Origin of the sequence: Rhizobium vallis (assembly GCF_003985155.1) — a bacterium.
Taxonomy (GTDB): Bacteria; Pseudomonadota; Alphaproteobacteria; order Rhizobiales; family Rhizobiaceae; genus Rhizobium; species Rhizobium vallis.
This window is the reverse complement of record NZ_ML133691.1, coordinates 40,257-67,253: the sequence shown is the minus strand read 5'-3', so window position 1 is coordinate 67,253 and position 26,997 is coordinate 40,257. Positions and strand designations below refer to the sequence as shown.

Below are 26,997 nucleotides of genomic sequence, written 5' to 3'. Positions count from 1 at the left end.
CAGGAAAACCAATGTCAGACATCAATATTCGGAAGCCGGCAATCGAGCTTCTCAATGTCAGCAGGCGTTTTGTCTCTCCGACAGGCAAGTCGCTGACAGCATTGCGCGATTTCACCATGTTCGTGGAAGAAGGCGAATTCGTCGCTGTCGTCGGCCCGACCGGCTGCGGCAAGTCTACCACGCTTAACCTGGTCACGGGCCTTGCGCGGCCGAGTGCCGGGGAGGTCAGGCTGATGGGCGGACCCGTCGACGGTATCGATCCGCGCGTCGGCTTCGTCTTCCAGACGGACGCGCTCTTTCCCTGGAGGAATGTCATCGACAACGTTATGGCCGGCCCCCTGTTTCGCGGCAAGAGCAGGAAGGAAGCAGAAGATAGCGCCAAGCGCTGGCTTCAGCGCGTCGGCCTTTCAAAGTTTCTGCATCACTATCCGCATCAGCTTTCGGGCGGCATGCGCAAGCGCGTCTCGCTGGCGCAGACCTTCATCAACGAGCCGGAAATCCTGTTGATGGATGAACCCTTCTCGGCACTCGACGTGCAGACCCGCACCGTGATGCACGAGGAATTGCTGAGACTATGGGCGGAACGGAAGGCTTCGGTCGTTTTCGTGACCCATGATCTGGAGGAAGCCGTAGCGCTTGCCGACAAGGTCTATGTGCTCACAGCCGGCCCAGCCACGGTCAAGTCCGTCTACACGATCGATCTTCCACGCCCGCGTGTCGTGTCGGAAATCCGCTACGAGCCGCGCTTCATCGACTATTGCAAGACGATCTGGGAGGACCTCCGCCAGGAGGTCGAGGCCAGCTATCGCCGTTCCAGCGAAGCTGCATAAGGAGACAAGCATGGCAAACATCATCGCAGACAACGCGCCGGCCGTCGTCTTTCGCCCCGGCACATCGGATTCCGAGATCGAAGCCGCCGCGCTCCGCGCGATCAAGAGACGTAAGCAGCAGGTTCTGTCGCTGCAGATCGGGATCTTCGTTGCGGTTGTGGCACTCTGGCAGCTGTCATCCAACCTGCTTTGGATCGACCCGTTTTTCTACTCCAGCCCGAGCGAGATTATCTTCCGCCTCTACGATTGGGCGGTCAACGGCACCAGTGAAGGTTCACTTTGGTACAACCTCTGGGTAACGATGGAAGAGGCTCTGATAGGCTTCTTCTGCGGCTCCATCACCGGCGTCATCGTCGGTGTAAGCCTCGGTCGCAACCGTTTTCTGTCGGATGTTCTGTCGGTCTATATCAAGGCGATCAATTCCATTCCGCGTGTGGTTCTGGCACCGATCTTCATCATGATCCTCGGCCTTGGCCTGCCATCCAAAGTGGCGCTTGCCTTCATCATGGTATTCTTCGTCGTGTTCGCCAATGCGTTCCAGGGAGTTCGTGAGGCCGACCGCAACATGATCGCCAATGCGAGGATCCTCGGTGCTTCTGATTGGCAGGTCACGCGGGCCGTGATCGTTCCTTCGGCCATGAGCTGGATTTTTGCGAGCCTTCACGTCTCCTTCGGCTTTGCCATCATCGGCGCTATCGTCGGCGAGTTCGTCGGCGCCCGCTTCGGCATCGGCCAGCTGATTTCAATCGCCAAGGGCACCTTCGACGCTGCAGGCATGTATGCCGCGATCGTCCTTGTGATGATCGTAACGCTGATCGCGGAATTCATCATGACGCAGATCGAAAACCGCTTGGCGAAGTGGCGCCCGCAGCAGAGCCTCGATATTCAATAATCCTCCCAGGGATAGCAGCATAGAACACAGACGCACGGTACTTTTGTTTGGCAGATATGTTCGATCAGGGTCCGACAGCCGGAATTCTGACTGTGAGCAACAGCCCTCCGGTCGTCGCGTCCCTGAGCGAGACGTTTCCGCCGGCACCGTTCACCACTTCCCGTACGATCCACAGTCCGAGCCCCCTTCCATCAGCCGGTGTTCCGACAATCCTGTAGAACCGCTCGAACACGTGGTCCCTTTCGCCCTCGGGAATGCCGGGGCCGCTGTCCTCGATCTGCAGCATGGCCTCGTCGCCCTCACGGGTGGTCCTCACCGTCGCGGTCCCGCCAGGCGGGGTATAGCGTAGTGCGTTATCCACGATGTTGACGACCATCTCACGCAGCATCGTGCCATCGCCCTCCACGAAGATCGGCTGCTCGTCGGCCTCGAGGCCGAGGTCCAGACCACGTCCCAATGCTTCCTCTGCATGATATTCCAGGACCTGGCGGACGGCTGCCGCAAAATCGATCCTGTCGCTACCAGGCCGACGGCTTCCGGGCTCGGCACGCGAGAGGGTCAGCAGCTGGCTTGCCAGTCGTGTCATCAGGCGCGTGCTGGTTCGCAGGGACTGCAGGGCCTCGTCGCGCCGCGCCGGGTCTGCCTCGCGCGCCGCTACGCTTGCCTGCGTCGCAATGAGCGCGAGGGGTATATGCAATTGGTGTGCTGCGTTTGCGACAAGCCGCCTCTGTGCCGCGATCTGGTTTTGCACGCGCTCCATATGGTCGTTGAGCGTCGCGACCAGGGGGCGCAGTTCCGTCTGCACGCTGTCGAGCGACAGCGCGCCCCCGGGTGCAAACGGCGTCGCGCAGGCTCGGCGCCAAGCCGCGCTGCAGCCCGACAATCGTGACAGTTCCAGCAAGTAGCACGAGGACCAGCTGTTTGCTGAAGTCCGATAACCAGAGCCTGTCCCTCATCGCCGTCCACCCGTTGCGGGTCGCCGCGACGGTTACCCCGATATATCGCCTTGTTGCTTCAATCCGACCAAAGGATGGTAAAGCGTCAGCAGGCGCACCAGGCTACCCTGAAGGACTGCTTCTTCGCCGATCCCCGGCCCGGTCGATTCCGTCAGGTCCGGAAACCCGGCGACGAGATTGCCCAGGCCGTGATCACCCGGTAGAAAACACGGTCCTGATAGCCGGTATCGAACATTTCCAGCGCCGCCGGCGGTATATCGATCTGCGCTGCTCCGCTTTCATCGACGGTGACATCTTCGGCAATGACGCGCGCCGAGGCCATCAATGTCTGGTCGAAGATAAGGTTGGCCGTCGCGTTGGCTGTGAGCAAACTGAGGTAGAGATTGATGCAGATCGCGCCGACAAAGGTCAGAAAGACCCATGCCAACAGCTGGATGCGCAGACTTGCGCCGAGCAGACGGATGGTTTGCCAGGCGCCTTTTCCCAGACTTTTGATGTTTTCACCCGGCATGGCGCAACATGTAGCCAAGGCCGCGGAGCGTTGCAATCTGGACCGAGCTGCCCTCGAGCTTCTTGCGCACGCGATGGACGTAGATTTCGATCGCGCTTGCGTCCGCTGCGTCGTCGAAGCCGAAGACGCTTTCCGACAATGTTGCCTTTGCGACCGTCGTACCGACCTTCAGGACAAGGTGTTCGAGTACCGCATGTTCTCGCGGCGTTAGAATCAGCGTCTCGCCCGCCAGGGTGAACTGGCGCGTGCCGCCGTCGAAAAGAAGGTCTCCGATGGCTATCTGGGGCGTTGCCCGGTCATGGCCGCGCCGGACAAGCGCGCGGATCCGGGCTTCCAGCTCCGCTATTTCGAAAGGTTTGGCAAGATAATCGTCGGCGCCACCATCCAGTCCGGCGACCCTGCCATCAAGGCTGGCATTGGCAGTAAGGATGATAACGGGGACCTTGTTACCGTCTTGTCGAAGCCGCTTGAGCAGTGTCATGCCGTCAATTTTCGGGAGCGACAGATCGAGAATGACGACGGCATACTCCGCTACCCTCAAGAGATGCCCCGCATCTTCGCCGTCATGCGCGATATCAACCGCATAATTCGCCTGCTTGAGCGCCTTGCCAAGCCACGCCGCTAACTCGTGATTGTCTTCGACAACGAGGATTCTCATAGGAGAACACTACTACAAATCATCCGGGAATGTCGCGACGTTAAAGGTGTCTACTCCTAGCATATAAGGTGACGCTAAGAAAATATGGCGCTGGCGATGAGCTCCTCGGAGAGGGGAATTGATAGTGCCCTTCCCAATGTCATAAGGCTATCACTTGCGCGTGAATTTCCGTCTCGCAGCCCGCGCGACGCTCTCGGCAAGGATCAGCAGGTATCCGATGATCAGTATGCCGGCGCCGATTGAGCCGCAAAGCAGCCCCCATTTCACCGAAAGGCCGATGGCGATGATCAGGACCAGCGCCAAAAAGGCCAGTGCGCCGTCGTCGATGAACATGCTGACGAGTTCGTTGAAGGCGATTCTGATAATCTTCATTGGGCAGGTAACATATGCGCGTTGTGGTATTGGCGAAGCATTTTGACGGCCACCAACGAGAAGAGCGCCAATACGCCGAAGATTGGCAGCAGCGAAAGATCGGCACCCGGCCAGTCCGTGCCGATGCCTTCACCCACCCAGAAAATTCCAAACGCGCTCAGCATAAGGCCAACCACGAGTTTGAGCGTATTTTCTGGAACAGTCGAGAGTGGCTTGTGGACGAAAAGGCCGATAAGGAAAACAAGAAGGCATGCCGCCAGCGCCCCCAGGCTCGCATAGCCGAGCATGCCGGGACGTGCGCCGGTGGCGATCACGATGAACACCACTTCCATCCCTTCGAGCAGGATGGCCTTGAACGCAGTAACGCCGGCTAGAAAGTTTGCCCTGCGGTCGTCCGCCTGCCGACGAAGGCTATCCGTCTCCTCGGCAAATGCCTTTTCCTCGTCATGCAGGGCGATGAAACCAGAAGCACGCAAGATGGCTTTTCTCAGCCAACGCAGGCCGAACAGGATCAGCAGCGTGCCGATGACGAACTGCATGATGTCGATCGGGATTAGGCCGAGCAGCGGTCCGAAGACCAGCACCAGAACGGCGAGAACGACAAGCGCCAGGCCCATGCCGATGAAGGCAGGCCGCCAACTTTGGGTCACGCCGACAGCAAGGATGATGGTGAACGCTTCGACGACCTCCACGAAGGAGCCCAGAAAGGCAGCCGTCACCGTGGAAACGATACTTGTTATTGTTGTCATGATCAGTGTCCGTGTTTAGTCCAGTGAGCAGCTGAGGATGGCAGCCTCAGAAACTCGCGATCAACGATCCCCATCATGACGTCGTCATGCCATGATCCATCGACAAAAGCCGCTTCCCGCTCTCGCCCTTCGATGACAAAAGCACATTTTTCATAAGCGCGTATAGCACGCCGGTCGTATGCGAGCACGTGAACGCTAATACGACGCAGGTTCAGATCATCGAACGCGTATTACAGGAGCAGACGGATAGCCTCGCTCCCAAACCCTTTGCCGAGCAAATTTTGATCATAGATCCCGATTGCCGTGGACGCTCGACTGCCGGTCTGATCCGCTCTATCGAGCGTGATTCGCCGGAAGGCTTACCTGCCCACCGACTCAGGCCGAAATTACCCTCGATCGGTGGAAATTGAGCTTTCATCAGCTGGAAAAGCAGATGTATATAGCTAGACAGTCTAGCTAGTTTGGAGCAAAGCAATGGAATGGCAACTGCAGGACGCCAAGAACCACTTCTCGAAAGTGGTGCAGAAGGCGCGACACGAGGGGCCGCAGATCGTCACGCTTCGTGGAGAGCGCACTGCCGTGGTGCTGTCGGCCCACGACTATGACGCTTTGCGCGCCGGCCGACCGACGCTGGTCGACGATCTGCTCGGCGGTCCCGCTTGGGACGATGAGCTCGCCAATGCGGTCGAGGCGCGCGCCAAGACGCCAAGCCGCGACGTGGCCTTCTGATGTATCTAGTTGACACTAACATCGTTTCGGAGGCGCGACGCGGCACGTCGCAGGCGGTTGCCTGGCTGCGCTCAGCCGACCCGCTCAGCATCCATCTGAGCGCGCTGACCCTCGGCGAAATTATGCGCGGCATTGCGTTGAAACAGAAGTCGGATCCGAAGGCCGCCGCTCACCTCACTGAATGGCTGCGCAAGCTGCGTCACGACCATGGCGACCGCATCCTGCCAGTGACCGACCAGATCGCGGTCGAATGGGGCCGCATCGCCGCGATCCGGCCGCGTGGCGATACTGACGGGTTGATCGCAGCGACCGCGATCGTCCACGACCTGATCCTCGTCACGCGCAACGTCAAGGATTTCGAAGACACGGACGCATCTGTGATCAATCCTTGGGAGACACCGGCGTGAGCGGCTCAGCGACGGGCTCGGAACCGCAAAAGTCGATCTCTCTCCCCCGGATGGTGTAACGGTGACGCGAACCCTGGGGCACTGCACTCCCCTCCCCTGTTCCCGAAGCGAACGCCGCCCTGCCGGCGCACCTTGAGCGCCTCCCCGATCGGGCCCGCGGTTATGTCGAGGCCGCCAGCTCCGCCGACACCCGCAAGGCTTACGCCTCCGACTGGAAGCATTTTGCCGCCTAATGCCGCCACACGAAGGGACGCGGCTCCCTTTCCGCATTCGACACCAATATCATTGATGTCAGCGCAAAAGCGAGAATCAATCATTGATGGTCAGCCGGCGCCTGTGCCTTTGACGGTCTACAACACAGGCTTCTTGAAGCGAACACCAACTCCGCCGCCATTTTCTGAAATAAACTCTATGCCTGCATGTTCCAGCACGCGTTGGATACGTTCCAAGGTACTTGGTCGCAGATTCTCACCGCGCTCGAGGCGGGTGATAGTTTGTGTCGAGACCTTTGCTGCCCTTGCAAGATCTAGAACTCCCCAATCAAGCGCAACGCGTGCCAACTTACACTGAATACCCTTCATATCACCATACCATGGTGATTTTGATTGCACATTTAAAAGTTGCCCTGTATAGAGTGACTAATTAATCAGCTGCATACGGTGCTGGAACACCGAATGCAGCCTGACCACAAGCAAGCTGTCAGGAGCTCGGATCATGGCTGATTCCGACAATAGCAGAACTTTACCTGCGGTCACGCAGGGAGACCTCCATTCCTTCGTGGTGGCGTCTTTTCCCACACATCCCGAGGTTGCGGCGCGGCTTACGGCGGCGTTGGATATCTGGAATGTCGATCTCGCCTTTACCATCTGGCGTCAATGGTGCGCGGCTCGCCATCGGCTGATCGAATCATGCCTGCGGCAGCAAGGGCTCGAAAAAAGACTGTTCGCGATGGTTGGTAGGCCATCCGATGCGCCCGAGGCCTGGAAGGCGGCCGACCAGCAGATTGGGTATAGCGAGGCGGTCCAGGACGAAGAACGGGCGGCCACCCTGGAGGACGACGTGGCCGAGATGCTATGGGATACACCAGCGGAATCGATCGTCGGCGCGACCGCGAAGCTCCATGCCATGCTCGCCAAATGGCAGCCAGCCGCTTCAAGCGATGAGCATCCTTGGCCACAGCTCCGTTCGGTCATCGCTGATTTGCTAAAGATCGACGCCCAAATATCGTCGGGCGGCAGCGCAGCTCGTCAGGTCACGGCAACGCAACGAGCGTTTCACCGTGTTTAGCAGCAGCCTGCGACTGGTGGAAGAAATGCTTCTGGAGCGCGGCATCGTCGTCTCCTATGAAACAATCTGGCGCTGGGGCGGCAAGTTTGGCGCGGCCTACGCCAAGCAACTGCAGAGAAAGAAGCCCTCACGACAGGACATCTGGCATCTGGACGAGCGGTGGCGGAAACACTGGCTTTGGCGAGCCGTGGACTAGAACGGCTATGTTCTCGACGAAATCGTCCAAGCTCGTCGCGACACCAAGGCCAAGCGATTGTTGATCAGGCTGTTGAAAAAGCAAGTCTGTCGCCCAAGCGGATCGTTACCGATAAACTACGCTCATGTGGAGCGGCAAGACGGCATGTGATGCCTGCTATCGACCATAGATCGCACAAGGGGCTGAACAACCGGGCGGAAATTTCCCATCTGCCTCTTACAAACGGGAGCGAATGATGTGGTGCTTCCGAGCCCCGGGCGGGCTACAACGTTTCATCTGGGTCTTTTCGGCAGACAGAAATCTTTTCGTCCCACCGCACCAGAAACGCTCCGCCCTCGCCACCCACATCCATCGGATCTACGCAATCGCGCCGTGGCAAGCCGTGACCGACGCAAAACGTTCGGCCTCACTGTAACAACGTGACATCGCCTGCGGACCAGTATGACCGCCGGTCATTTGCCGTGGGCATACTAAGTGCACTCATCACCGCGGCCGGTGGTTCAAGGCTTTTCGTCATGAAGCCTGGCACATCGAAGCTTGGCTGCCCGCGGACGTAGTGCCCTGTTGTCGAGACTCCCATGTGTCGGCTCGCCAGCCAATGAGGTCGTTGATCGCGGCGTGCAGCCAGATGCCGGAAGCTGGTTGGTCTACGGCTTTCTCATGCACATAGTCGGAAGAAGCGGTAGTAGATGGACAGGAGTACGGGAACATAACCTCGCCACATTGCACAGAATGGCATTGCGGCATTGCAATAATTAATAACGCACTGCAATATAGCTGTCACAAACCTGTGCAGTTAGGGTTACGTTCGATGAGGATTTGTATCTATAAGTCGGAAAGAGCACCTGAGCTTACCCTCCTGCTGCGAGAAGGATTGCCTCTCCCGCTCGATACCAAGGTAGACAAATGGACCAAAATTAAGGTGGTCACCGATAGAGAAATGAGAGCAGACCTTTTGATTCAGATTGGTGGCGTCGGATATGCGTTAGTTCGGCTTGGGGCGATCGGACAACATTAGGCAGTAGCACCCGCCTTGCCGCCGCGTTATCACCAAACGACCGTCGCATCGCGGGCTTTGTCTGCTGGACTCACGAGCCGACCAGCGGCCAATTGTCCGCCTCGGATTGAAAGCTGCTTTGTTGAGTTGGTTAGGCTCTTGATGAGATACGAACCGACGACCATCGATTAAAACACCTAAGCATCTCAGAAAGTTGATCGAGCCTAGGCGGGTTTCGGTGCTGATTCTAAAAGGTATTCACGGTCTATCATCTCCGACAGTTTTTAAAGGACGTTGGCTTCTGGTGGTCCAGTTACGCAGAGGCCTACTTCACGAACGCAGATCGATTTCGGAAACAAAGGCTTCGCCAACATGCATTCGAGCGCCTTTCCGGCTGACGTCTGTGGTCGTGCGTTCTTTCGCGATCTTGAGATCACCGTCGATTTCCTGAATGGGGTCTTCTACCAATGGATGCTTGGACAACTCTCCCAGGAAGTCGAGTGAAACGCCACAGCGGACCCGGACGGATCTGAATGTGTTTCTCCCGACCGTAATTGGTGCCGGAAGATCAAAGTCAATCTGGCGCCCGAGATAACGCCGCTTATTCGCGGTAAATGCGGCCCGGTCCCGCCTGTGCTTCAGCTCCTCCTCGGCACGTGCTTTTTTCTCGTCAACGGTTTCTCTGCGCACACGCTCATAGCGTCCTGAAGTTGGACGCGATTGAGGTGTCGCGCCCGATGGTGCGGACATGGCCGCGGAACTGGCTCCAAAACCCGCAAGCCTTAGGGACTTGGCACTAGCTGCCCTTATGATCGCATCGTCTGCGTAGATCATTTCGTCATCGTCGCGAACTTTTCGTTTCCAGGCGGGTCTATGATCCTCAGGCTACTGCCATGCCGATTGCATGCTTCTGCGCCGCTCAAAAACGGCCCCCGCGCCGAGGCGGGGCAAGTCTCGTAACGGCGGATCGCACAGGAGGAAAACCCGTGCTTTCCTGGCTCTATAACGAAAAGTCGCCCAGGTTCCAGAATGGTGTGCTGATGCCGAAATCACTCCTCCCCGATCGCAGGTGCAATTCCCGCGACGAGCGCGATCTGGAGCAACTCCGTCAGGCTGCTCGCGTTTAGACGGTTCATGACTTGCGAACGATGCAGCTCCACTGTGCGCGGGCTGATCCCGAGCTTCTGTCCAATTGATTTATTGGTTCCGCCCTCAACCAGGCCGAACAGCACCTCGCGTTCCCGGGGCGTCAATCTGGCGATTCGGGCACCAGCTTTTTCGTCGCGCTTCATTGGCCGCATGGTCCCGAGACATTCCGCCATGGCTTTGGAGAGCGTGGGGCGAAGGAATGCTTCCTTTGCCACGAATACGTAGTCGATAGCGCCGGCCTTCATCGCGGTGACGGCCGCCTCGACATCCGCGCCCGGTGCGTCCAGGGCGATCATTGGCAGAGGAATGGATCGCGCCTTAACCTCGCGCAGGATTGAGAGGCCCTCGTCTCTCGCCTTGCGGAGATCGACGAGCACACAGCCGGGCGCTAGCACTGGGGCCACGTCAAGAAAGGCGGAGCCGCTTGCAAAGGTTCGCGCCCGATAACCTTCGGTTCTGACAATACCAGCCAGGCGGCGGGCGTCAGCGGCCCTACTGCAAATAATATAAGCTTGGCGGATATCGTCCTTGGTGAGGTCCTCGGTGATCCCGCCGATCCGGGTCACGGCGCCTTGCTCATCGAGGATCGGAAAGCTCGTGTCTCGAAGCGAGCGGATTGCGCCGTCGACCGGCCGGACGATCCTATACTCGAATTGCGCGACTTCCCCGGCCCCAACGGAGGTAAGCGCACGTTCGACCTGATGTCGATCGTCGGGATGAACATTTTGCAACCATTCAGCGAATGGAGCGGGCACCTCCGGACTTGGAAACCCCCAGATCTTCTCATAGGCGGCGCTGCGATAGATGATCATCGCTTCGACCGAATCAACGATCCAGATCAGGCTGCTGCTATTGTTCGCGAAGCTGCGAAACAGCGCCTCGCTCGCCCGGATCGCTACCTCGCTGCAGCGCAGGGTTGTGATGTCGATCGCGGCACCGATGAAACCGGTGGCGCGCCCGTGCGAGAAGGTCGTTTGGCCCGAGGTCGCGATGTAGCGCGTGCCGTTGCCGTTGCGCCCCCTCAGCCGATACTCGACGTTGTAGCGCCCATCGCCCGCCGGATCGACACATGCCGCGATCGCACGGCGTACGTATGGCAGATCGTCAGGATGAATAGCTGCCTCGAACACTTCCGTAGTGACCTCGATGTGCGGCGGGAGGCCCCACATCGCCCGCAAGCGCGTGTCCCATTCCAGTGCTCCGGTGACCGGATCCCAGGAATAGATACCCAGGCCCGCCAGCTCCGTCGCGGCGCGCAGGCGAGCTTCGTTCTCCCTCAAAGCCTCCTCCAAGAAGCGGCGCTCGCTGATGTCACGCGACATGCCAACCACCCGCTCGACCGAACCGTCCTCGGCACGGACCGGTCCCCACGCGAACTGGAAGTAAGCGAGGGAGCCGGTCGGGTCGCGGTAGAGGAATTCGTCCTCGACATTGACCGCGTCCCTCAGGATGTGGTCGATGTGCCCATTGAGGCGGTCCGCAAGGTCCGCAGGATAGTCGAGGTCGGCGAAGCTCTTGCCAATCATCTCGTCTGATGAAAGCGCGAGCATTGCTGGGTTGGCATAAACAAAGCGCCGCTGCCGATCGAAGGCGTAAACAAAGTCGGGGATAGATGCGAGCATCGCCTCGAGGAGCCGGCAGTGGCTGGCGAGCTCGGCGAGCACCTTTTTCCTTCCGGCCGACCTCGTCAGGTCGCCCACCTCCTGCGCGGCCAGATCCGACCCTGTGCCGGCGTTAGGAATGTCGGACGTCATGCTCGACCTTGTTGCAGAAGTTGCAGGGATGGCCAACGAACCCCCAAACCCTCGGAAGGTTCCCTAGGCATCGCCCGCATGTTCATTATCCTCCCGGATGTAGATAGTGCTACTTTGAACATTAGGGAGATTTAAATGAGAGCCCTAGTCTGGCGCGGCATGGAAGACGTCCGTTGCGACACGGGCGTCCGACGCCAAGATTGAACATCCCCGCTATGCTGCCCGGGGGACATTCTCGGCCATGAGTTGATGCGAGAAGTCGCCGATCGAAGGGATAGAAGCAGTTATTCGAGAAATTGGTCAACGGCAACATCTGACGTGCCGACCCTGGTGGGGGAGCGGTAGTGGATCACCTGCGGAAATTTGCCAATGCGAATCGCCCAAATCGCGCCGCTTGCAGAAAGGGTGCCGCCCAGGCTCTACGGAGGAACGGAGCGTATTGTCTCCTATCTCACCGAAGAACTGGTTGCACAAGGCCACGACGTCACCCTGTTTGCGAGCGGCGATTCCGTCACTGAGGCTACGCTCGTGCCATGTTCGGACGTCGCCTTGAGGCTCAATCCAGCCATTGAGGACCACCTGCCCCATCAGGTCCTGATGCTGGAGGTAATCCGGCGTCATGCGCGTGAGTTCGATATCCTGCATTTCCACATCGACGTGTTGCATTTCCCGCTGATTAGTGAATTTGCCGATCGCACCGTGACAACGCTGCATGGGCGGCTCGATCTGCCGGACCTGCGCCCACTGTACCAATGCTTTCCGGAGGTTCCGCTGGTATCGATCTCGGATGATCAGCGTCGGCCAATGCCGCCGGTCAATTGGCTAGGTACGGTCTATCACGGCCTGCCATCCGACCTCCTTTCCTTCACGCAAAAGCCGAAAGGCAATTATCTCGCCTTCCTCGGCCGTGTATCCCCCGAAAAACGACCCGATCGGGCAATAGAAATTGCCGTGCGGGCTGAAATGCCGCTGAAGATCGCCGCCAAGATCGACCACGTCGATAGGGCATATTGGAAGACAGCGATCGAGCCGATGGTGAACAGACATTCCAATATCGAATTCGTCGGTGAGATCGACGAGCACCAGAAGGCGGAGTTCCTCGGCAATGCCAGAGCCCTGCTGTTCCCGATCGACTGGCCCGAGCCATTCGGGCTGGTAATGATAGAGGCAATGGCTTGCGGCACGCCCGTCATCGCCTTCCGCTGCGGCTCGACGCCGGAAATCATAGAAAATGGCGTTTCCGGCGTTCTGGTCGACAATGTCACCGAAGCTGCCGAAAACGTCGAATGGGCGCTGCGGCTTGATCGGCGCAGGATACGCGACACGTTCGAGCAGCGCTTTACGGCCACGCGGATGGCAGCAGACTATCTGAACGTCTATCGGCAACTGACTGGTGTTTTTCCGGACGCTGAGTGCCCCCGTCCGAACACCCCTGCCGTTCAGCTCTTCGCTTAACAGGGAGGCGCCTATGCAAACGACCTCTGCAAACATTATCCATTCATTGGCGTCCGCAGGCGCGGATACTCCGATGGACCAGTTCTTCATTCCGGCAACCGCATCGCTGCAGGAGCGACGGCCGCGAACTCTCAAGCACGGAGACACCTTCGCCATTTTCGACCATAACGGCGATGTTCTCTCGGGACCAGAAAGTCCGGACGGCATCTTCCATTGCGATACCCGGTACCTGTCGCATCTGCATCTGGCGATCAATGGCAGACGGCCGATGCTCTTGTCGTCGACGCTGCGCGATGACAATGCGATGCTCACCTGCGATCTTACGAATCCGGATTTGTTCGACAAGGGTGGAAAGCTCGTTCTCAGCCACGATCTCATTCATATGCGCCGATCTCGCTTCCTGTGGAATGGCCGCTGCCATGAACGATTGACTGTCAGAAACTACGACGAACAGGCCCAGCGCCTTCGGATCGACATCGCCTTTGCAGCTGACTTTGCCGATCTGTTCGAAGCACGCGGCACCGTGAGGCTAAAACGGGGACAAAAGCTGCCTATCACCACGACGGGAGGGCATGTCGTTCTCTCCTATGTCGGTCTCGATAACCGAAAGCGCTCGACCCAGCTATCGTTCGATCCGCCGCCGGACCAGCTCAACGCTGGTCGCGTCGCTTACGACCTGCACCTCGCGCCACACGAGATGAAGTCGCTCTTCATCGAGATCGCTTGCGATCCATCTGACACCGGCAGGTCGGGCTACCGCTCCTTCTTCTTTGCCCTCAGGAACGCGCGACGGGCGCTGCGCGCGTCGTCGTCACGAGCGGCATTTATCAGCTCATCCAACACCATCTTCAACGAAGTGGCGCGGCGGAGCATCTCCGATCTCTACATGCTGGTGACGCAGAAACCGGAGGGCCCTTACCCTTATGCGGGCATTCCATGGTTCAGCACGGTCTTCGGCCGTGACGCCCTCATTACGGCCCTGCAGACGCTCTGGCTCGATCCGCAGATTGCGCGTGGCGTCCTTGGCCATCTGGCTGCCAATCAGGCAACTGAAATCGACGCTGCTTCTGATGCGGAACCTGGGAAGATCCTGCATGAGGTGCGTTATGGCGAGATGGCGGAGCTTGGAGAGGTGCCTTTCCGACGCTACTACGGCAGCATCGATTCTACTCCGTTGTTCCTGATGCTGGCGGGGGAATACCTTAAGCGAACCGGCGACCTTGCGACCATCCGCCGTCTCCTGCCGAATATCGAGGCGGCGCTGACTTGGATCGACGAGTATGGCGATCGTGACGGCGACGGGTTCCTCGAATACGGGCGTCTGACGGAAGACGGATTGATCAATCAGGCCTGGAAGGACAGCTACGACTCCGTCTTCCATGCGGACGGAACACTCGCCACGGGGCCGATCGCCATCGCTGAAGTACAGGCCTATGGCTACGGCGCGTGGCAGGCTGCGGCGGAGATCTTCAGGCGGATTGACCGGCCGGAACGCGCCGAAAGCTTTCTCGCCAAAGCAGAAGCGCTACGTCGCGCGTTCGATATCCATTTTTTCGATGAGGAAATCGGCACATATGTCTTGGCCCTCGACGGAGGCAAGCGCCCTTGCCGGGTACGATCGTCCAATGCCGGCCACGCGCTGTTCACCGGCATTGCTTATGCGGAGCGAGCGCAACAGGTTGTCCGCACGCTGATGAACGCGTGTTCATTCTGCGGCTGGGGGATCCGAACAGTTCCCTCAACGGAAGCGCGCTACAATCCCATGAGTTACCACAACGGGTCGATCTGGCCGCATGACAACGCCATGATCGCCGGTGGTCTCGCCCGATACGGCTATCGTGCGGAAACGGCCCGGATATTCGAGGGACTGTTTGCGGCTTCGACCTACATAGACCTGCGGCGGCTTCCGGAACTCTTCTGCGGCCTGGCGCGCCAGCGGGCGCAGGGCCCGACCTTCTATCCGGTCGCCTGCTCTCCGCAGGCCTGGGCTGCGGCATCGGCGCTCTCGTTGCTGCAATCCTGCCTCGGCCTCGATTTCGATCCGAGTACCCTGGAGATTAGTTTCAACGAGCCGCAGCTTCCGACCTTCCTCGATGAGGTTACCTTGCGGCACCTGCTGATTGGCACCGGCTCGGCCGACCTTTCCATCCGCCGCTCTGGACGCCATGTCATCGTCGACGTAATCGACCGCAAGGGTGACATCCGAGTTCTCACGACCGTATAAGCTTGGCAGGATTGACATTCTCGTCAACGATGCAGCGCAGAAGGACTGCAACTAGGAAATTTATAATGGGTTTGGTCACAACTACAATCCAGAATAGGCGCCGACGTGCCCCAGAGTACGTGCCGCCTGCCCTAATCTGTTCCGATGGGCAAGGTACTGCCGGCTGAGGGGATATTTACGTCTGCGTCTTGGACCCGCCCTGACGATCGTCAAGGCGCGGCATGATTTGCGGAGTCATGAAGGTAGCGTCACCTTTTGGGGAGCGGATAACCATGGAGCCAGAAGCCGATGAAATCCTCGCACAGAGTGCTGTCCGCGAAGTTGCCGGCATCGTCCGGACTCCGAAGATTCTGGACAATGTGGTGGAGGCTCTCGAACACGCTGGTTTCGATCGCGCGGACATCGACGTCATGGCGGATTGCGCGACCATCCGAGACCGCTTCGGAACCATTTTCATTCCCGTGGAAGAACTCGCCGATGTCCCCGGCGCTCCCCGGCGCGCCTTCATTCAGCCGGACGATGTCTCAGTGGTACGCGTTGGGGCGACTGGCGTGCTGTTCTATGTTGGTGCTACCGTCGCGGCTCTAAGCATCGTCGCATCCGGCGGCAGCCTGGCCGCCGCTCTCGCAGCAGCCGCAGCGGCAGGCGCGGCGAGCGGCGGCATCGGGGCCCTTGCCACACGGTTCCTCACCCGCGAGCGAGCTAGCATGATCGAAACCATGATGATCGAAGGCGGTCTTGTACTCTGGGTGCGGGTGCGATCGGAAGAGGCCGAAAGGCAGGCGGAGGAGATTATGCGCGACCAGGGTGTAGAGCAGGTCCGCGTCCACGAAATCGTGATCGATAAGCGTCTGGAAGATCTACCGCTTGCCAATGTCATCGCGCAAACCGAATAACGCCGAAACCGGCCGCGCCCAAAGCAATGAAGAGCTGAGGCAACAACCATGATCCACACGCATTCTCGATATGGTGCGGCCTTGGCCTGCGCGGCAGTACTGTTCCTTGTGCCCCTTCTGGCGCAATTTCCGACGAAGTTGGCCTCGTGGCGCTCGTGCTGATGCCTTCAACAATGAAAATTGTCTGCCCTTACTGTTTGAGCGTCAACCGATTAGGCGCCGACCGTGACGCCAGACGAGCGAAATGTGGCAAGTGCACGGGACGCCTATTTGACGGCCGCCCACACGCTGTGGACAAGGCTGCTTTCGATAGGCACATCACACGCAATGACATTTCGGTGGTCGCCGATTTTTGGGCCGAATGGTGTGGCCCATGCAAGATGATGGCCCCGGTCTTCAAGGCCGTCACTGCGGAGATGGAACCCGCGTTGCGCTTTCTGAAGGTTGACATCGAAGCGGAACCGGCACTGGCGGCGCGGTTTCAGATCAGGAGCATTCCAATGCTGATGATATTTCGCAAAGGTGTGCTCTTTGCACATCGCGGCGGTGCGCTTGACCGAGCCACCTTGCGCGCATGGCTCGCCTCCCTTCCCGCGGCATAGATGTGCCTATGGCCGGCCGAGGCGCGGAGCAACGCCCAGCCTGGAAACGCTGCCGGTTGACAATCAATCGTTTGGGGGAAGGGTTCATCAGAGCCTTCAAAACTTCCAGGCGACCCGTTCGGCCTCCCGCTCAGCCCACGATCGAACGGAAACGCTCAATGTCACGGTTCCACCGTCGGTCTCAATGATGCCGCGGGTGCAACTTGGCAAGTTCCATGCGCCATGTCGACTTGAAGGACGGGCGTCGAAGTTCGAGAGCGGCTTGTCGGTGCGGACGATCGCCGGGCCGATCGCACGCGTTGACGCTGGCCACCATCGGAGCTTGCGGTCCAGCAGATATTTCATCTTCAGGATCCGCGCCGCTTCCCGCCCTCTGGCAGCGAGCTCCGGTTTGGGCATCTTGTTCAGCGACAGGCCGAAACCCATGCCGAGATATTGGCCCGGGTCATTGCGCTACGTGACCCGGGAGCGACGGCCCGACTCATCGCCGACGACTTCACGCGCAAGGGTGGTCCCCCATCTTTCGCCCGGTAACGCAGCGGTCCGGCGTAGCGCCGAGACGATTTGGCACGCCGACCCATTAAAAACGCCGTGAAACCTAGTTGGCTACGCAGACCCGGTCGGCTTCGCCGAATACTGCCGTCCAATGCTGTTGGTCGAAAGGTCGGTTGGCAGCGAATCCGGAACCGGGTACATTCGGGATGACCGATAGTTTGACGTCAGCGATGCAGCTATTTCTTAAATTGAAACTCGGGCAGCTTTTGCAGTGCATCTTTGGAGGCTCCCGCAAGCGTGATTTTACCTCCATCGTCGCTGATGGTCAGACTTTCATAAGGGACAGCAACTAAATAGCCTCCAAGCCCTAGGAAGCCGCCGATCTCGAGAATAGCAAAGAGGTTGCGGTCCTTTGCAATAACAAGATCGTCAAGTGTTCCGATTTTTTCGTTCTTATCGTTTTCGACTCGCTTTCCAATGAGTTTGGACACCTGAAACCCTTGGGATACGGCCTGAACGTCCACAGTGACGAGTTGTACAGTTTGTGCCCGAGCAGAGGGATTTCCCGAAGCCGACAGCATGGCAATGGCCAGCATAGAGCTGGACACAGCGCGGCGGCTCACGCGCCAGGCAGATTGAAAGCACTGAATAGCTTGAGCGTCCGAATGGGGGGCATGGTCATAAGAAAGCATGATAGATCTCCTCGCAGTGAAGCATCCATTTGTGATGCGCATTAAAATGATGATCTCAATCTCTCTTGCTCGCCTTGACGATCGTCACTTCACGCGGCGACGCCGATCACGCCGCAGCACCAAGGATCGCCTGATCGATCGCTGAGGACAACGTCGCCACCCCGTAGGGGCTGTCATGGCGTAGTCCATTTACGAAGAACGTCGGCGTTCCGTTAACACCGCTTCTCACACCGCCAATAAAATCCTCTCGGACCTTTGTCGCAAACCTTCCCGATGCAAGCGCGTCACGCAGCTCGATTGGCGAAAGCTTGAGGTTCGCAGCAAGTGCAATAAGAAGCGGCACGTTCAAACGATGTTGGTTGGCAAAGATCGCATGATGCATCTGCCAAAACAGTCCATGAGCTCCCGCGAATTCCGCAGCCTCAGCCGCCGCCCCGGCATGGGGATGGACTTCGACCATCGGGAAATGCCGGTAGACAAGCCGAAGCCGGTTGCCGAAGTGGGCCAGGATCTGTTCCAGGCTTGGTTGCGCCGCGGCACAATGGGGACACTCGTAGTCGCCATATTCGACAAGGGTCACGATGGCGTTGTCGTCACCCTGAATGTGGTCAAGCGACGTTATGGGTACTCTCAGCTGGGTCATGTTTCTTCTCCACCGGAGGAAGCGCTTCGAGCGCATCTAGGATACCCTCGGCGCCCGGATTGACCGCGATCGGCGAACAGTAACTCCACACGATCATCCCCTTTTCGTCGATTACGAAGAGCGCCCTCTCGGCCACCCCGTCCGCACTCCGAAAAGCGCCGTAAGATTTGGCGACGGCACCCTTCGGCTCGAAATCCGACAGAAGTGCAAAGTGCAGTTTGCGGTCACGCGCGAACGCCTGGTGACACCAGGCTCCGTCGACCGAAATGCCGAGAAGCTCCGAGCCGTGGCGGCGAAACTCGGGCAGGATATGGTTATAAAGACTCATCTGGTCACCACAAACGGGGCTCCAGTCGGCGGGATAAAAGGCGAGGATCACGCGTCTGCCGGCAAACTCGTCGAGCGACAAGGTTTGATCCGGGGTTACATGTAGCGTGAACTTAGGCGCACGTGTTCCTTTCGCGAGGATGCCGGTCATGGCCGTCTCCCCAAGTTTAACCCAGATTCCGCCACGGCGTTGGGGGCATGCTGGCCTTGATGCTGACGCAGCCTGAATGCGAGCACGATCAGGGTCACGCCGAAGATCAGTGCGTGAGCTCCCATCCACCATGTGAGCACGAGGGCGCCGATAAAGGGACTGGCGAACAGAAGCAAGCCGTAGATTAGAGAGGCGATCGCGCCAAAGACGAGCAGCCAGCGTCCGTGGCTAATTCTGAGACTAATGGCAGCGCCGAGCATCAAACCACCGGACACCAACGCCCATGCAGCAACCATGAAGACGAAGGCGAGCACGGTGACGCCTGGAAGGAGCGCCGCTGCGGCGGCAATCGCGATCCCGAACAGGCCGTTGAGCAGAAGCAAACCCCAGCGCTCACCCTTGCGAGCGCCTCGTACTGACAGCGCGATACTGAAGATTCCGTCGACGAAGCTATAGGCGGCGAAGACGATTACAAACGCGAGCATTGTCGCAACGGGCGTAACGAAGGCAGCGATGCCAAACAGGATCGCCAATCCGCCCCGCAGCGCAACGATCCACCAATTGTCTGCGAGCATCGCATTTCGTGCGCTCTCTAGGTCTGGATTGTAGGACTGGAACCAGGTCATAGGGCACCTCGTCGGTTTATACCTCTTTGGTAACTGCACTGCGCACTGTAATGGCGGGCGGAAGCTATAGCCTTGACGATCGTCAACGACGGCAAGATCGTGGCGTTTCATGCACTGCACGTCATCAGATGCCGACCCTTTTCCGAAGCTCCGGATTGAGCTCGGCGCGAAGGGTGGTAATGATCCGCCCTGCCTCTTCCTGGGTGAGGCCACACAGCAAAAGCGATTGGTCAGCGAGTGCAAGACCGGCCGCAAGATTTTCAGGGAAGACGACTTTCGCGCCGGCTTTGACGAGAGCCGTGATATCCCGATCGTCGGCCATACTGACGATACACGGAATGGCCATCTGCTGCTCGCCCGCAAACTTTAGGATTCGTTCGACGGCGGAGTGCCTATCAAAAGTGATGACGACCAGCCTGGCCCTTGCGAGGCCTGCTGCGGACAATATCCTGCGATGCGCGGCATCGCCGTGGACGATCGAGTGACCTTGTCGTTGGGCTTCTTTGAAACGCGCGAGATCGGACTCGATGGCGACGTGGGGTATCTTCGCCGCCTCAAACGCAGTCGCAACGAGGCGGCCGACACGTCCGCATCCACACAGCACAACATGTCGGTCGAGCGATTGGCTTGTTGTGCAAATAGCATTCTCGGTTGCGGCCACACGGGCGCGCCGATCGCCGACGAGATGCTCGACAAGCTTCGCGCTGTGCTGAATCAGCAGTGGGGCCAGGCCCATGGTGAGCGCAAGGGCAATCAGGACGGATTGACCGACTTCGGAAGTCAGCAGGCCGGTGTTCATGGCCAGGGTCAACAGTAGCAGGCCGAATTCTCCGCCGTGGGCAAGGATGACCGCGACGCGGAGGGCAATCGCGGCGGACCTGTGCAGCATGAGCCCAACAACGAAGGTAATGAGCACTTTCCCGAACAGAAAGACCGCACACCAAGCGAGGATCGCGTAAGGAGACACCACGATCAGTCGGAAATCTATCTGCATGCCGACTGTGACAAAAAACAGGCCGACGAGGACGTCACGGAACGGACGCAGGTCGTCCTCTACGCGGTGTTGAAAGTCGCTCCCGCCGATCACCATGCCGGCTATAAAGGCACCAATCGGCAAAGCCAGACCAGCGAGATGAGCGATATAGGCGGCACCTAGAGCAGTGAAAAGCGCTGTCAGGAGAAACAAGTCGCTAGATCGGGATTTGGAAGCACCGGCAAGAAGAGTGTGTACAAGCGGGCGGGCGATGATGGAAACTGCGATGAGTGCTATCGCCGCTAGCCCGAGACGCTCAACGAGATCGAACGGATCCACGGATGCTTGCCTCGACCAACTGTCTACGGCGACGAGAAGGGGGATCGTCGCGATATCCTGAAATAACAGGATGCCGAGGGCAAAGCGTCCATGCTGACTCGAAATCTCGCCTTGTTCAGCGAGTTGCTTCATGGCAACGGCCGTCGACGACATCGCCACAGCACCACCAAGCAGAATGGCGATGCGGGGATCAAGCCCAAGCGACCATAGCACGGCGGCAATCGTCGCAAGTGTCGCTCCCACTTGTAGGCTGCCTGCCAAGAGGACGTCGGTGCGTGCTGCGAGCAAAGTGGTCAGCGAGAACTCGAGCCCGACCATGAACATCAGGAAGATCAGGCCAAGTTCGGCCAGGAAGAGGGTATCATCACCGAGTGCCACGAGATGCAGACCATAGGGACCAATCGCAAGCCCCCCCAGGAGGTAGCCCATGGCGGCAGGCATTCGAAACACGGCGAGGAGCCCGACAGCAGCGGCGGAGACCATGATCATGGAGAGACATTGTGTCAGCAGGTGTTCGGTCATCGTGTGCGTCGGCGGTACACCGCCACGAGATGGCAACTGCGCTCGTCTTTCAACTTGCCGGGTTCAACCGGCCCGGTGTTTTCGCCCAGGCTTTGATCCGGAAATTTGCAGGGAAGGAGATCGCTTGGGGGGAAGGATTTGAGACAGGCGTCGAAGACCGAACCGTGCGGCTCGTCGGCGGTCTCGGAATGGCCGTCCGTACCGCGCAACTCAGGTCTGGCCAGTTTTTCTCGCCCGGCATGCATCACGCCGTCCTTATTCGAGTGACTGTTCTGGCAACAACATCGATGATCTACTCAATTTTCGCGACGCTAGCGCGGGCTAGGGTCTGGGCGACCAGCGAAACAAGACGTTCCCTCCTCACATCAGCCGGGCAATCAGCAAGCAACGGCCCGTAAGGTCGAACGAGCATTCCGTCCGACCCATCAGAGCCGAAATGATGCGCCGGCCGCCACGATTCCCGTAACGGCTTCAGCGCATCATTCAAGGGACTGGCCCGGGCCAAGCCGATCGGCTGCCGCGGGGCGCGTCAGACGCTGATGGTGATACGGTTATCGACCTTGGTAACTCCGGGCGCACGCCAGGCGGCGCGTTCGGCCTCCTGCCGCTCGGCCCAAGATCGTACTGAGCCCTTCAGGATCACCTCGCTGCCGCTGGCTTCGACGATGACGTGTTTGGCGTCGACCTCCGCATTGCGGCGAAAGGCTTCTTCGATCTTGCTCTTGATCTCGGACGGGGCCACGCTAGGCTTGAGGACGATCAAGTTCCTAACCCCCTTGATGCCTTTGACCCGCCGCATCGCCTCTTCAGCACGAATGCGCTGGTAGTTCCACTCGGCGCTACCCTCGAGTTCTACCCAGCCACTCTTGACGATTACTTTCATGTTCTGGGAGGAATAGGGCAGTTCCGCTTTGAGGGCGGCGACTGCATCGCGTGCGATTTCCGGATCCGGCCGTTCGCTGCCTGAAAGAAGTCGGACTTCGATGTCGTTGGCAACTCCCGTGACGCCGGAGACACGCTTCACATCCCGTTCGGCCTGATATTTATGCACGTAGCTGTGTACGAAACCGGTCAGGGTCACGACGCCGCCCTTCACCGCAACGGCAATATCCGTCGCATCGATGTCCGGGTCCCATTTCAGTTCTGCTTCGACGTCGCGCTTGATGTCACTATCCGTCGTCATCTCAATCTCCTTGTTTGATGCTTTTGACCTGCAACAGCCGACTTGAACCATCGTGCGGGTGCAGCGGGAGAAATACTAGGACGGGGGCATCCTGCGCGCCTTGACGATTGTCAGATTCGGGTGGATCCTGCGCAACAGCTAGTTAGTGACGACTGGCTTGATCGCGCCGGGATTGGATAAGCAACGCTTCATGGAGAAGAGCGAAACCTCGCATCGTCCGGCCATAATCCAAGCGTCGTGATGCATATCCGTGCGCCATCTGCAGGAGTTCGGGATTGATGACTTCGAGATTGTCGATCGCTTCGCGGGTGAAAGTCTCGTTGTCGGTACGATCGATGCGTTTGACGATGGCGTCGCGGACTTCGATCGAAACGCGAGGAAGCGGATTAAGGGCACTGGAGCCCATTGGAACATCCGCTTCTGCCGCCAGGAGCCTATAGAACATGCCGAACGCCGTCATGAGGCTGGCAGCTTCGGCTCCGCCGCCGGCCCAGCGTCTCGCCATGTCGAGCAATTCGGGATTATGCTGGCGCAGGTCAGCCTTGATCTCGGCCAGGCAGGCGTCTGGTCCGAGGTCGTCGAATTCCCGTGAAATCCGCTCCCTGGTCAGTTCCGTCACACGTGGCAAAACGCTCATTGCCGTTCCTTCTTCGCGAACGTACGCATGAAGGTGCTAGAAAAACAATACGGCGCCATGGTGACGGCGCCGTGTTCGGTTGTGGAGGATCATCGTTGCGCTCAAGGGAAGGCAGGCGCCCGTGATCGTCAATTGGATTGCACAGGGATGCGCTTTGAAGAGCTCTGCGACTCAGCCGTCTTCGGGATCGTGACGGTCAAGACGCCGCTCTTGAAACTCGCCTTGGCGGCATCTGCGTCGATACCGTCCGGCAGGGGCAAACGTCGCTCAACGCGACCGAAACTACGTTCGCGGAGAATATAGCCATTCTCCTCGGCTTCACGGTCGGTCTTTTTCTCGCCGCTGATGATCAGCGTGCCGTCCCTCACCTTAACGTCAACGTCGGCCTCATCCAATCCTGGCAGTTCCGCCGAGACCTTCACTTCCTTGTCTGTTTCGGCGACGTCGACCTGGATTCCGGAGCCGTTGTCGAGAAACGATGCAGGCAAACCGGAGAACGGCACATTAACCAGGCGCAGGAAATCATCGAAGGCACGGTTGACATCGTTCTGCAGGGTAGCGATGGGATCACGTTCACTGCGCACGGCAGGCTCATACCCACGTGCAGACTTCCAGGGAATAAGATCGGTCACTCGCATGTCGTCCTCCTTCATTCTGCCTTGACGTTGATCTTCTTGGCCGTGTTGGCCGCCTTGGGGACGGTCAGTCGGAGAACGCCGTCCTTCAGGACGGCGTCGATGTGTTCACCGTCCATCTGTTCAGAGAATACGAAGCGGCGCTCATAAGTGCCGTCTCGGAATTCGTGATAGACCGGCGTATAGCCTTCCGGTTCCGCCGACGTCACACGGGCCATGATTGTCAGGATATGATTGTCGAGCGTGATATCGAGGCTCGCGGGATCGGCGCCCGGAATATCGACAAGCATGACCACCGTTTCTCCCTTTTCAAGAATGTCGGCCGGAGGCGTGAAGATTGGACCTGCATTTGACGGCTCGCTTGAAGCTGAAGGCCCATTTAATATGATCTGGTTCATCGCTGACTCCTGTTTGGTTGGCGGACGTCAAGACCGTGTCACCTTTATCTGGTGCGGTTTGTCGTCCTCCGGCCGGGGTAACGTCAGCGTAACGATGCCTCGCTCGAACTTGGCGGACGCCTTATCGGCGTCGACCAGGAATGGAAGGACGACGGTGCGCGCGAAGGGACCATGCGTGCGCTCCTGCCGTTGCACGACGGTTCCGTCATCGACCGTCTCTGGCAGCCGGTTGCCTCGCACGGTGACGGCGTCACGCCGGATCGTGATGTCTAGGGTCTCAGGCGCGACGCCGGGGACCTCCGCCGCGACGATGGCACCATCGGAGGCCGTCCAGAAGTTCAGCAACGGGAATTCGGTTGCGGGGTAGAAACGCAGGCCACCGAACAGTCTGTTTAGGTCGGTCTGTGCCCTCTGCATCTGGCGGACGGGATCGAACCGTCGGCCCGTGGGCGGCATTTCTCTGAACGTCATCTCACCGTTCATGGCTGCTCTCCTTTGTCCGAAAGTAGGGAATTCGCGGTCAACAATGGGCTGTTCTGCCGTCGTCGTCGTTGACGACCGTCAATTCATGTCGGGTATCGAAGGACTATCGTCGCAAGGATCAGCGCCCTTGGACTCATCGGAGACGGAGAATGGATGTGATGACCAGCGCCGACCCCTATGACATTCTAGGTGTGGCCCGCGACGCTTCGCAGAAGGACATCCAGAAAGCCTATCGCCGGCTCGCCAAAAAACTTCATCCGGATCTCAATCCCGGAGACGGCGAGGCGCAGCGCAAGTTCCAGGATCTCTCCGCCGCCTACGATATCCTGAGCGATGAGGAGAAGCGAGCACGGTTTGATCGCGGCGAGATTGATGCTTCCGGGACCGAGCGACCGCAACAACGATACTATCGCGACTTCGCGCAAGCTGGCGCCGGTTCTCAGCGTTATGAAAATTCGTCCGGTTTTGCCGATTTCGAGGACGCAAGCGATATTTTCTCGAACCTCTTTTCCCAAGGCGGCCGTCGCAATTTCCGTTCGCGGGGCGAAGACAGGCACTATCGCCTCGAAGTGGATTTTCTGGAAGCCGTGAATGGCGCGTCTCGACGCATCACTCTGCCTGGAGGATCCACGATTGACGTGGTCATCCCGCCGGGCACCCGCGATGGCCAAACGCTGCGTCTGTCAGGAAAGGGGAACCCTGGGCCGGCTGGCGGCGAGGCTGGCGACGCATTGATCGAGATCGCCGTCAGGCCGCATCCGTTCTTTAAACGAGACGGCCGTGATATCCGTCTTGATCTGCCGATCTCGCTGACGGAGGCCATCCTCGGTAGCAAAGTAACCGTCCCGACACCGAGTGGGCCGGTCACAGCGACGATTCCTAAGGGATCGAACACCGGCAGGACGCTTCGATTGAAAGGCAAGGGCGTTCCGGGGCGGGACGGTAGGCGCGGTGACGAATATCTCACGCTGCAGGTGATGCTCCCCGATGCACCAGATGCCGAGCTTGAGGCGTTCGTCTCCCAATGGGCAGCGGGACGCTTCCAAAACCCGCGACAGAAGATGGGTGTGTGATGTTTGACGCGACGGAATTTTGCCGAATATCTGGGATCCAGCAAGAGGCTCTGGCGGATTGGATCGAGGCGGAATGGCTTCGCCCAAGGCAAACGCACAACGGCTGGCGATTCTCGATGATAGACCTCATGCGAGTGCAACTCGTTCTGGACCTTCAAGGTCAGATGGGTGTTAACGATGAGGGCGTCGCCGTTATTCTGCATTTATTGGATCAGATCCATGGTCTCCGCCGCGCGCTGCGTGGCACGACTTCGGCCACGATGCGGCGTGTCTCCGGTTCGCCGGTGCGCGGGTAACCAGACCGGGAAAGCGCCATACAGCGGAATTAGCAGAACGGGTTGAAGGAACAGCCTGTCGCGGCGCGCAAGGACAGCATCGTGCAGATACCGACCGTCATGGTGATCGCGCTGCTCGCCATTCGCCGCACGATGATCACTTGATCTGACTACTCTCGCTCGCAGCGCGCGATCCCCGCACTCGGCGGGGTCTATTGGCTTATCCGCAATCGTGATCGGACAGAAAAAGCTTTCGATTGATTACGGGGCATCGGTCTTCGGGCGGGCTTCGGCAGGCGTGGCACGTGCGTCCCCGGAACTCGCGTTGACACCCACAAGCGCCGGTCGAAGGAGGCGATCATGATGCATGTAACCGGACTGGATAACGTTCGTGACGGATCCTGGCGAGTATTGCGGATCGACTGCTTCGAAACTTGCTTCGTGCTGATGCGGGTCGAACGGCTTACCGATCGGGTCCAGTCGCGTTATTCCCTGTTGTGTGAAGGCGGCGAGGAGAGCCCGGTGGGTCGCTTCGACTCCTGCCAGAAGATCGGCGACCGCTGGGTCAGAGCGCTTGTCCTTCGGTACACTGGCAATGGCGCGTTCCAAATTGTCGACTACCGGCAACAAGTCACTGGCAAACTTCGCAGCTGCATATCTAACGGCTTGATCACGATCCCGCCGGGCTTGATTGCGAATGTTCTCCTGTTCGGCAAGCGAGCACAGCAAACGGTCCTTCGTCACCGCCAACTCTGTAGTGATATCCGCAGCAGATTTTTCGGACCCATTGGCGGGTGTTGCCGCGGCGGTGTCATCGGAACCGGCAAGGTGCTTCTCGGCGTCTTTCTCGGACATGGATCGGCCTCCGGTGCCTTGTTTTA

Annotated in this window: 30 protein-coding genes and 4 pseudogenes; 13 read left to right on the top strand and 21 right to left on the bottom strand. The window is 58.8% G+C overall.

All coding sequences use genetic code 11. The features are described 5' to 3' along the window. The first annotated feature begins 11 nt into the window (after positions 1 to 11). Positions 12 to 830: an ABC transporter ATP-binding protein gene (locus EFQ99_RS18115; protein ID WP_126922376.1), complete on the top strand. Its 819-nt coding sequence runs from the start codon at positions 12 to 14 to the stop codon at positions 828 to 830. A gap of 10 nt (positions 831 to 840) precedes the next feature. Continuing rightward, positions 841 to 1,722: an ABC transporter permease gene (locus EFQ99_RS18110; RefSeq protein WP_126922375.1), complete on the top strand. Its 882-nt coding sequence runs from the start codon at positions 841 to 843 to the stop codon at positions 1,720 to 1,722. A gap of 64 nt (positions 1,723 to 1,786) precedes the next feature. Here the strand turns inward: EFQ99_RS18110 and EFQ99_RS18105 are convergent. From EFQ99_RS18105 to EFQ99_RS18090, 4 genes and pseudogenes are all read right to left on the bottom strand, one after another. Beyond that, positions 1,787 to 3,189 (bottom strand): annotated as a pseudogene (locus tag EFQ99_RS18105) (sensor histidine kinase). After that, a complete protein-coding gene (locus EFQ99_RS18100; RefSeq protein ID WP_126922374.1) occupies positions 3,179 to 3,847 on the bottom strand; it encodes a response regulator in 669 nt (222 codons plus the stop codon). Before EFQ99_RS18100 ends, EFQ99_RS18105 begins: the two are co-directional and overlap by 11 nt. A 150-nt stretch (positions 3,848 to 3,997) precedes the next feature. Continuing rightward, entirely contained in the window at positions 3,998 to 4,219 is a 222-nt protein-coding gene (locus EFQ99_RS18095) for a hypothetical protein (protein ID WP_126922373.1), read from the bottom strand. Continuing rightward, positions 4,216 to 4,968 (bottom strand): COG4280 domain-containing protein, encoded by a 753-nt coding sequence (locus EFQ99_RS18090; protein WP_126922372.1) that lies wholly within the window; start codon positions 4,966 to 4,968, stop codon positions 4,216 to 4,218. Before EFQ99_RS18090 ends, EFQ99_RS18095 begins: the two co-directional genes overlap by 4 nt. 474 nt (positions 4,969 to 5,442) lie before the next feature. Here EFQ99_RS18090 and EFQ99_RS18080 point away from each other — a divergent pair, with 474 nt between their 5' ends. The 3 genes and pseudogenes from EFQ99_RS18080 to EFQ99_RS35555 all read left to right on the top strand — a co-directional run. Continuing rightward, positions 5,443 to 5,697 (top strand): type II toxin-antitoxin system Phd/YefM family antitoxin, encoded by a 255-nt coding sequence (locus EFQ99_RS18080; RefSeq protein ID WP_126922371.1) that lies wholly within the window; start codon positions 5,443 to 5,445, stop codon positions 5,695 to 5,697. Next, positions 5,697 to 6,104 (top strand): type II toxin-antitoxin system VapC family toxin, encoded by a 408-nt coding sequence (locus EFQ99_RS18075; RefSeq protein WP_126922370.1) that lies wholly within the window; start codon positions 5,697 to 5,699, stop codon positions 6,102 to 6,104. The genes EFQ99_RS18080 and EFQ99_RS18075 overlap by 1 nt, the downstream gene beginning before the upstream one ends. Positions 6,105 to 6,190: 86 nt before the next feature. Continuing rightward, positions 6,191 to 6,334 (top strand): annotated as a pseudogene (locus EFQ99_RS35555) (integrase); the annotation flags it as partial. 120 nt (positions 6,335 to 6,454) lie between these two features. On the opposite strand, the gene EFQ99_RS18065 reads toward EFQ99_RS35555, so the two are convergent. Next, the gene (locus EFQ99_RS18065) at positions 6,455 to 6,685 is read right to left on the bottom strand and encodes a helix-turn-helix domain-containing protein (protein WP_126922369.1); all 231 of its coding nucleotides are present in this window, start codon (positions 6,683 to 6,685) and stop codon (positions 6,455 to 6,457) included. A 133-nt stretch (positions 6,686 to 6,818) separates the two neighbouring features. Here EFQ99_RS18065 and EFQ99_RS18060 point away from each other — a divergent pair, with 133 nt between their 5' ends. Together EFQ99_RS18060 and EFQ99_RS18055 are read left to right on the top strand one after the other, a co-directional pair. Beyond that, complete coding sequence (locus EFQ99_RS18060) at positions 6,819 to 7,391, top strand: hypothetical protein (RefSeq protein WP_126922368.1); 573 nt, start codon at positions 6,819 to 6,821, stop codon at positions 7,389 to 7,391. Next, positions 7,387 to 8,002, top strand: a pseudogene (locus EFQ99_RS18055) (IS6 family transposase); the annotation flags it as partial. The gene EFQ99_RS18060 and the pseudogene EFQ99_RS18055, both read left to right, overlap by 5 nt. Positions 8,003 to 8,029: 27 nt before the next feature. Here EFQ99_RS18055 and EFQ99_RS35550 read toward each other — a convergent pair. The 3 genes and pseudogenes from EFQ99_RS35550 to EFQ99_RS18040 form a co-directional block, all read right to left on the bottom strand. Further along, positions 8,030 to 8,217 (bottom strand): annotated as a pseudogene (locus tag EFQ99_RS35550) (amidase family protein); the annotation flags it as partial. Between the two features lie 697 nt (positions 8,218 to 8,914). Then, positions 8,915 to 9,418 (bottom strand): hypothetical protein, encoded by a 504-nt coding sequence (locus EFQ99_RS18045; RefSeq protein ID WP_126922367.1) that lies wholly within the window; start codon positions 9,416 to 9,418, stop codon positions 8,915 to 8,917. 215 nt (positions 9,419 to 9,633) lie between these two features. After that, a complete protein-coding gene (locus tag EFQ99_RS18040; RefSeq protein ID WP_126922366.1) occupies positions 9,634 to 11,487 on the bottom strand; it encodes a PAS domain-containing protein in 1,854 nt (617 codons plus the stop codon). A gap of 369 nt (positions 11,488 to 11,856) precedes the next feature. On the opposite strand from EFQ99_RS18040, the gene EFQ99_RS18030 reads away from it, so the two are divergent. The 4 genes from EFQ99_RS18030 (at position 11,857) to trxC (ending at position 16,664) form a co-directional block, all read left to right on the top strand. Beyond that, positions 11,857 to 12,942 (top strand): glycosyltransferase family 4 protein, encoded by a 1,086-nt coding sequence (locus tag EFQ99_RS18030; RefSeq protein ID WP_126922365.1) that lies wholly within the window; start codon positions 11,857 to 11,859, stop codon positions 12,940 to 12,942. Positions 12,943 to 13,015: 73 nt separating this feature from the next. Continuing rightward, the gene (locus EFQ99_RS18025; protein ID WP_245441524.1) at positions 13,016 to 15,166 is read left to right on the top strand and encodes an amylo-alpha-1,6-glucosidase; all 2,151 of its coding nucleotides are present in this window, start codon (positions 13,016 to 13,018) and stop codon (positions 15,164 to 15,166) included. Positions 15,167 to 15,438: 272 nt separating this feature from the next. Further along, positions 15,439 to 16,062, top strand: coding sequence for a hypothetical protein (locus EFQ99_RS18020; protein ID WP_208722785.1), 624 nt, complete (start codon positions 15,439 to 15,441; stop codon positions 16,060 to 16,062). Between the two features lie 146 nt (positions 16,063 to 16,208). After that, positions 16,209 to 16,664, top strand: coding sequence for a thioredoxin TrxC (gene trxC, locus EFQ99_RS18015; RefSeq protein ID WP_245441523.1), 456 nt, complete (start codon positions 16,209 to 16,211; stop codon positions 16,662 to 16,664). 96 nt (positions 16,665 to 16,760) lie between these two features. On the opposite strand, the gene EFQ99_RS35365 is transcribed toward trxC, so the two are convergent. The 12 genes from EFQ99_RS35365 to EFQ99_RS17955 all read right to left on the bottom strand — a co-directional run bounded on the left by EFQ99_RS35365 (position 16,761) and on the right by EFQ99_RS17955 (position 24,768). After that, positions 16,761 to 17,090 carry a P-loop NTPase family protein gene (locus EFQ99_RS35365; RefSeq protein WP_126922363.1) on the bottom strand — a complete coding sequence of 110 codons (330 nt, stop codon included), beginning with the start codon at positions 17,088 to 17,090 and terminating at the stop codon, positions 16,761 to 16,763. A gap of 305 nt (positions 17,091 to 17,395) precedes the next feature. Next, positions 17,396 to 17,851, bottom strand: a complete 456-nt coding sequence (locus tag EFQ99_RS18005; protein ID WP_126922362.1) for a PRC-barrel domain-containing protein — start codon at positions 17,849 to 17,851, stop codon at positions 17,396 to 17,398. A 106-nt stretch (positions 17,852 to 17,957) separates the two neighbouring features. Then, positions 17,958 to 18,494, bottom strand: coding sequence for a DsbA family protein (locus EFQ99_RS18000; protein ID WP_126922361.1), 537 nt, complete (start codon positions 18,492 to 18,494; stop codon positions 17,958 to 17,960). Then, entirely contained in the window at positions 18,460 to 18,972 is a 513-nt protein-coding gene (locus tag EFQ99_RS17995) for a redoxin domain-containing protein (RefSeq protein WP_126922360.1), read from the bottom strand. Before EFQ99_RS17995 ends, EFQ99_RS18000 begins: the two co-directional genes overlap by 35 nt. Continuing rightward, complete coding sequence (locus tag EFQ99_RS17990; protein WP_126922359.1) at positions 18,969 to 19,598, bottom strand: HdeD family acid-resistance protein; 630 nt, start codon at positions 19,596 to 19,598, stop codon at positions 18,969 to 18,971. Before EFQ99_RS17990 ends, EFQ99_RS17995 begins: the two co-directional genes overlap by 4 nt. A 124-nt stretch (positions 19,599 to 19,722) precedes the next feature. After that, a complete protein-coding gene (locus EFQ99_RS17985; RefSeq protein WP_126922358.1) occupies positions 19,723 to 21,432 on the bottom strand; it encodes a cation:proton antiporter in 1,710 nt (569 codons plus the stop codon). After that, the gene (locus EFQ99_RS17980; RefSeq protein WP_126922357.1) at positions 21,429 to 21,677 is read right to left on the bottom strand and encodes a hypothetical protein; all 249 of its coding nucleotides are present in this window, start codon (positions 21,675 to 21,677) and stop codon (positions 21,429 to 21,431) included. Before EFQ99_RS17980 ends, EFQ99_RS17985 begins: the two co-directional genes overlap by 4 nt. 284 nt (positions 21,678 to 21,961) lie before the next feature. Then, positions 21,962 to 22,615, bottom strand: coding sequence for a BON domain-containing protein (locus EFQ99_RS17975; RefSeq protein ID WP_126922356.1), 654 nt, complete (start codon positions 22,613 to 22,615; stop codon positions 21,962 to 21,964). Positions 22,616 to 22,757: 142 nt separating this feature from the next. Beyond that, positions 22,758 to 23,252, bottom strand: coding sequence for a hypothetical protein (locus EFQ99_RS17970; protein ID WP_126922355.1), 495 nt, complete (start codon positions 23,250 to 23,252; stop codon positions 22,758 to 22,760). A gap of 128 nt (positions 23,253 to 23,380) precedes the next feature. After that, a complete protein-coding gene (locus tag EFQ99_RS17965) occupies positions 23,381 to 23,890 on the bottom strand; it encodes an Hsp20/alpha crystallin family protein (protein WP_126922354.1) in 510 nt (169 codons plus the stop codon). Positions 23,891 to 23,901: 11 nt separating this feature from the next. Continuing rightward, the gene (locus tag EFQ99_RS17960; protein WP_126922353.1) at positions 23,902 to 24,285 is read right to left on the bottom strand and encodes an Hsp20/alpha crystallin family protein; all 384 of its coding nucleotides are present in this window, start codon (positions 24,283 to 24,285) and stop codon (positions 23,902 to 23,904) included. Positions 24,286 to 24,312: 27 nt separating this feature from the next. Then, on the bottom strand, positions 24,313 to 24,768 hold the full coding sequence (locus tag EFQ99_RS17955) for an Hsp20/alpha crystallin family protein (RefSeq protein WP_245441522.1): 456 nt from the start codon (positions 24,766 to 24,768) through the stop codon (positions 24,313 to 24,315). A gap of 158 nt (positions 24,769 to 24,926) precedes the next feature. Between EFQ99_RS17955 and EFQ99_RS17950 the strand changes: the two genes are divergently transcribed. Further along, complete coding sequence (locus EFQ99_RS17950; RefSeq protein WP_126922783.1) at positions 24,927 to 25,841, top strand: DnaJ C-terminal domain-containing protein; 915 nt, start codon at positions 24,927 to 24,929, stop codon at positions 25,839 to 25,841. Beyond that, positions 25,841 to 26,137 (top strand): chaperone modulator CbpM, encoded by a 297-nt coding sequence (locus tag EFQ99_RS17945; RefSeq protein ID WP_126922352.1) that lies wholly within the window; start codon positions 25,841 to 25,843, stop codon positions 26,135 to 26,137. The genes EFQ99_RS17950 and EFQ99_RS17945 overlap by 1 nt, the downstream gene beginning before the upstream one ends. A 240-nt stretch (positions 26,138 to 26,377) precedes the next feature. Here the strand turns inward: EFQ99_RS17945 and EFQ99_RS17940 are convergent, their stop codons facing one another. Next, positions 26,378 to 26,971, bottom strand: coding sequence for a nucleotide exchange factor GrpE (locus tag EFQ99_RS17940; protein ID WP_126922351.1), 594 nt, complete (start codon positions 26,969 to 26,971; stop codon positions 26,378 to 26,380). Positions 26,972 to 26,997: the final 26 nt, after the last annotated feature.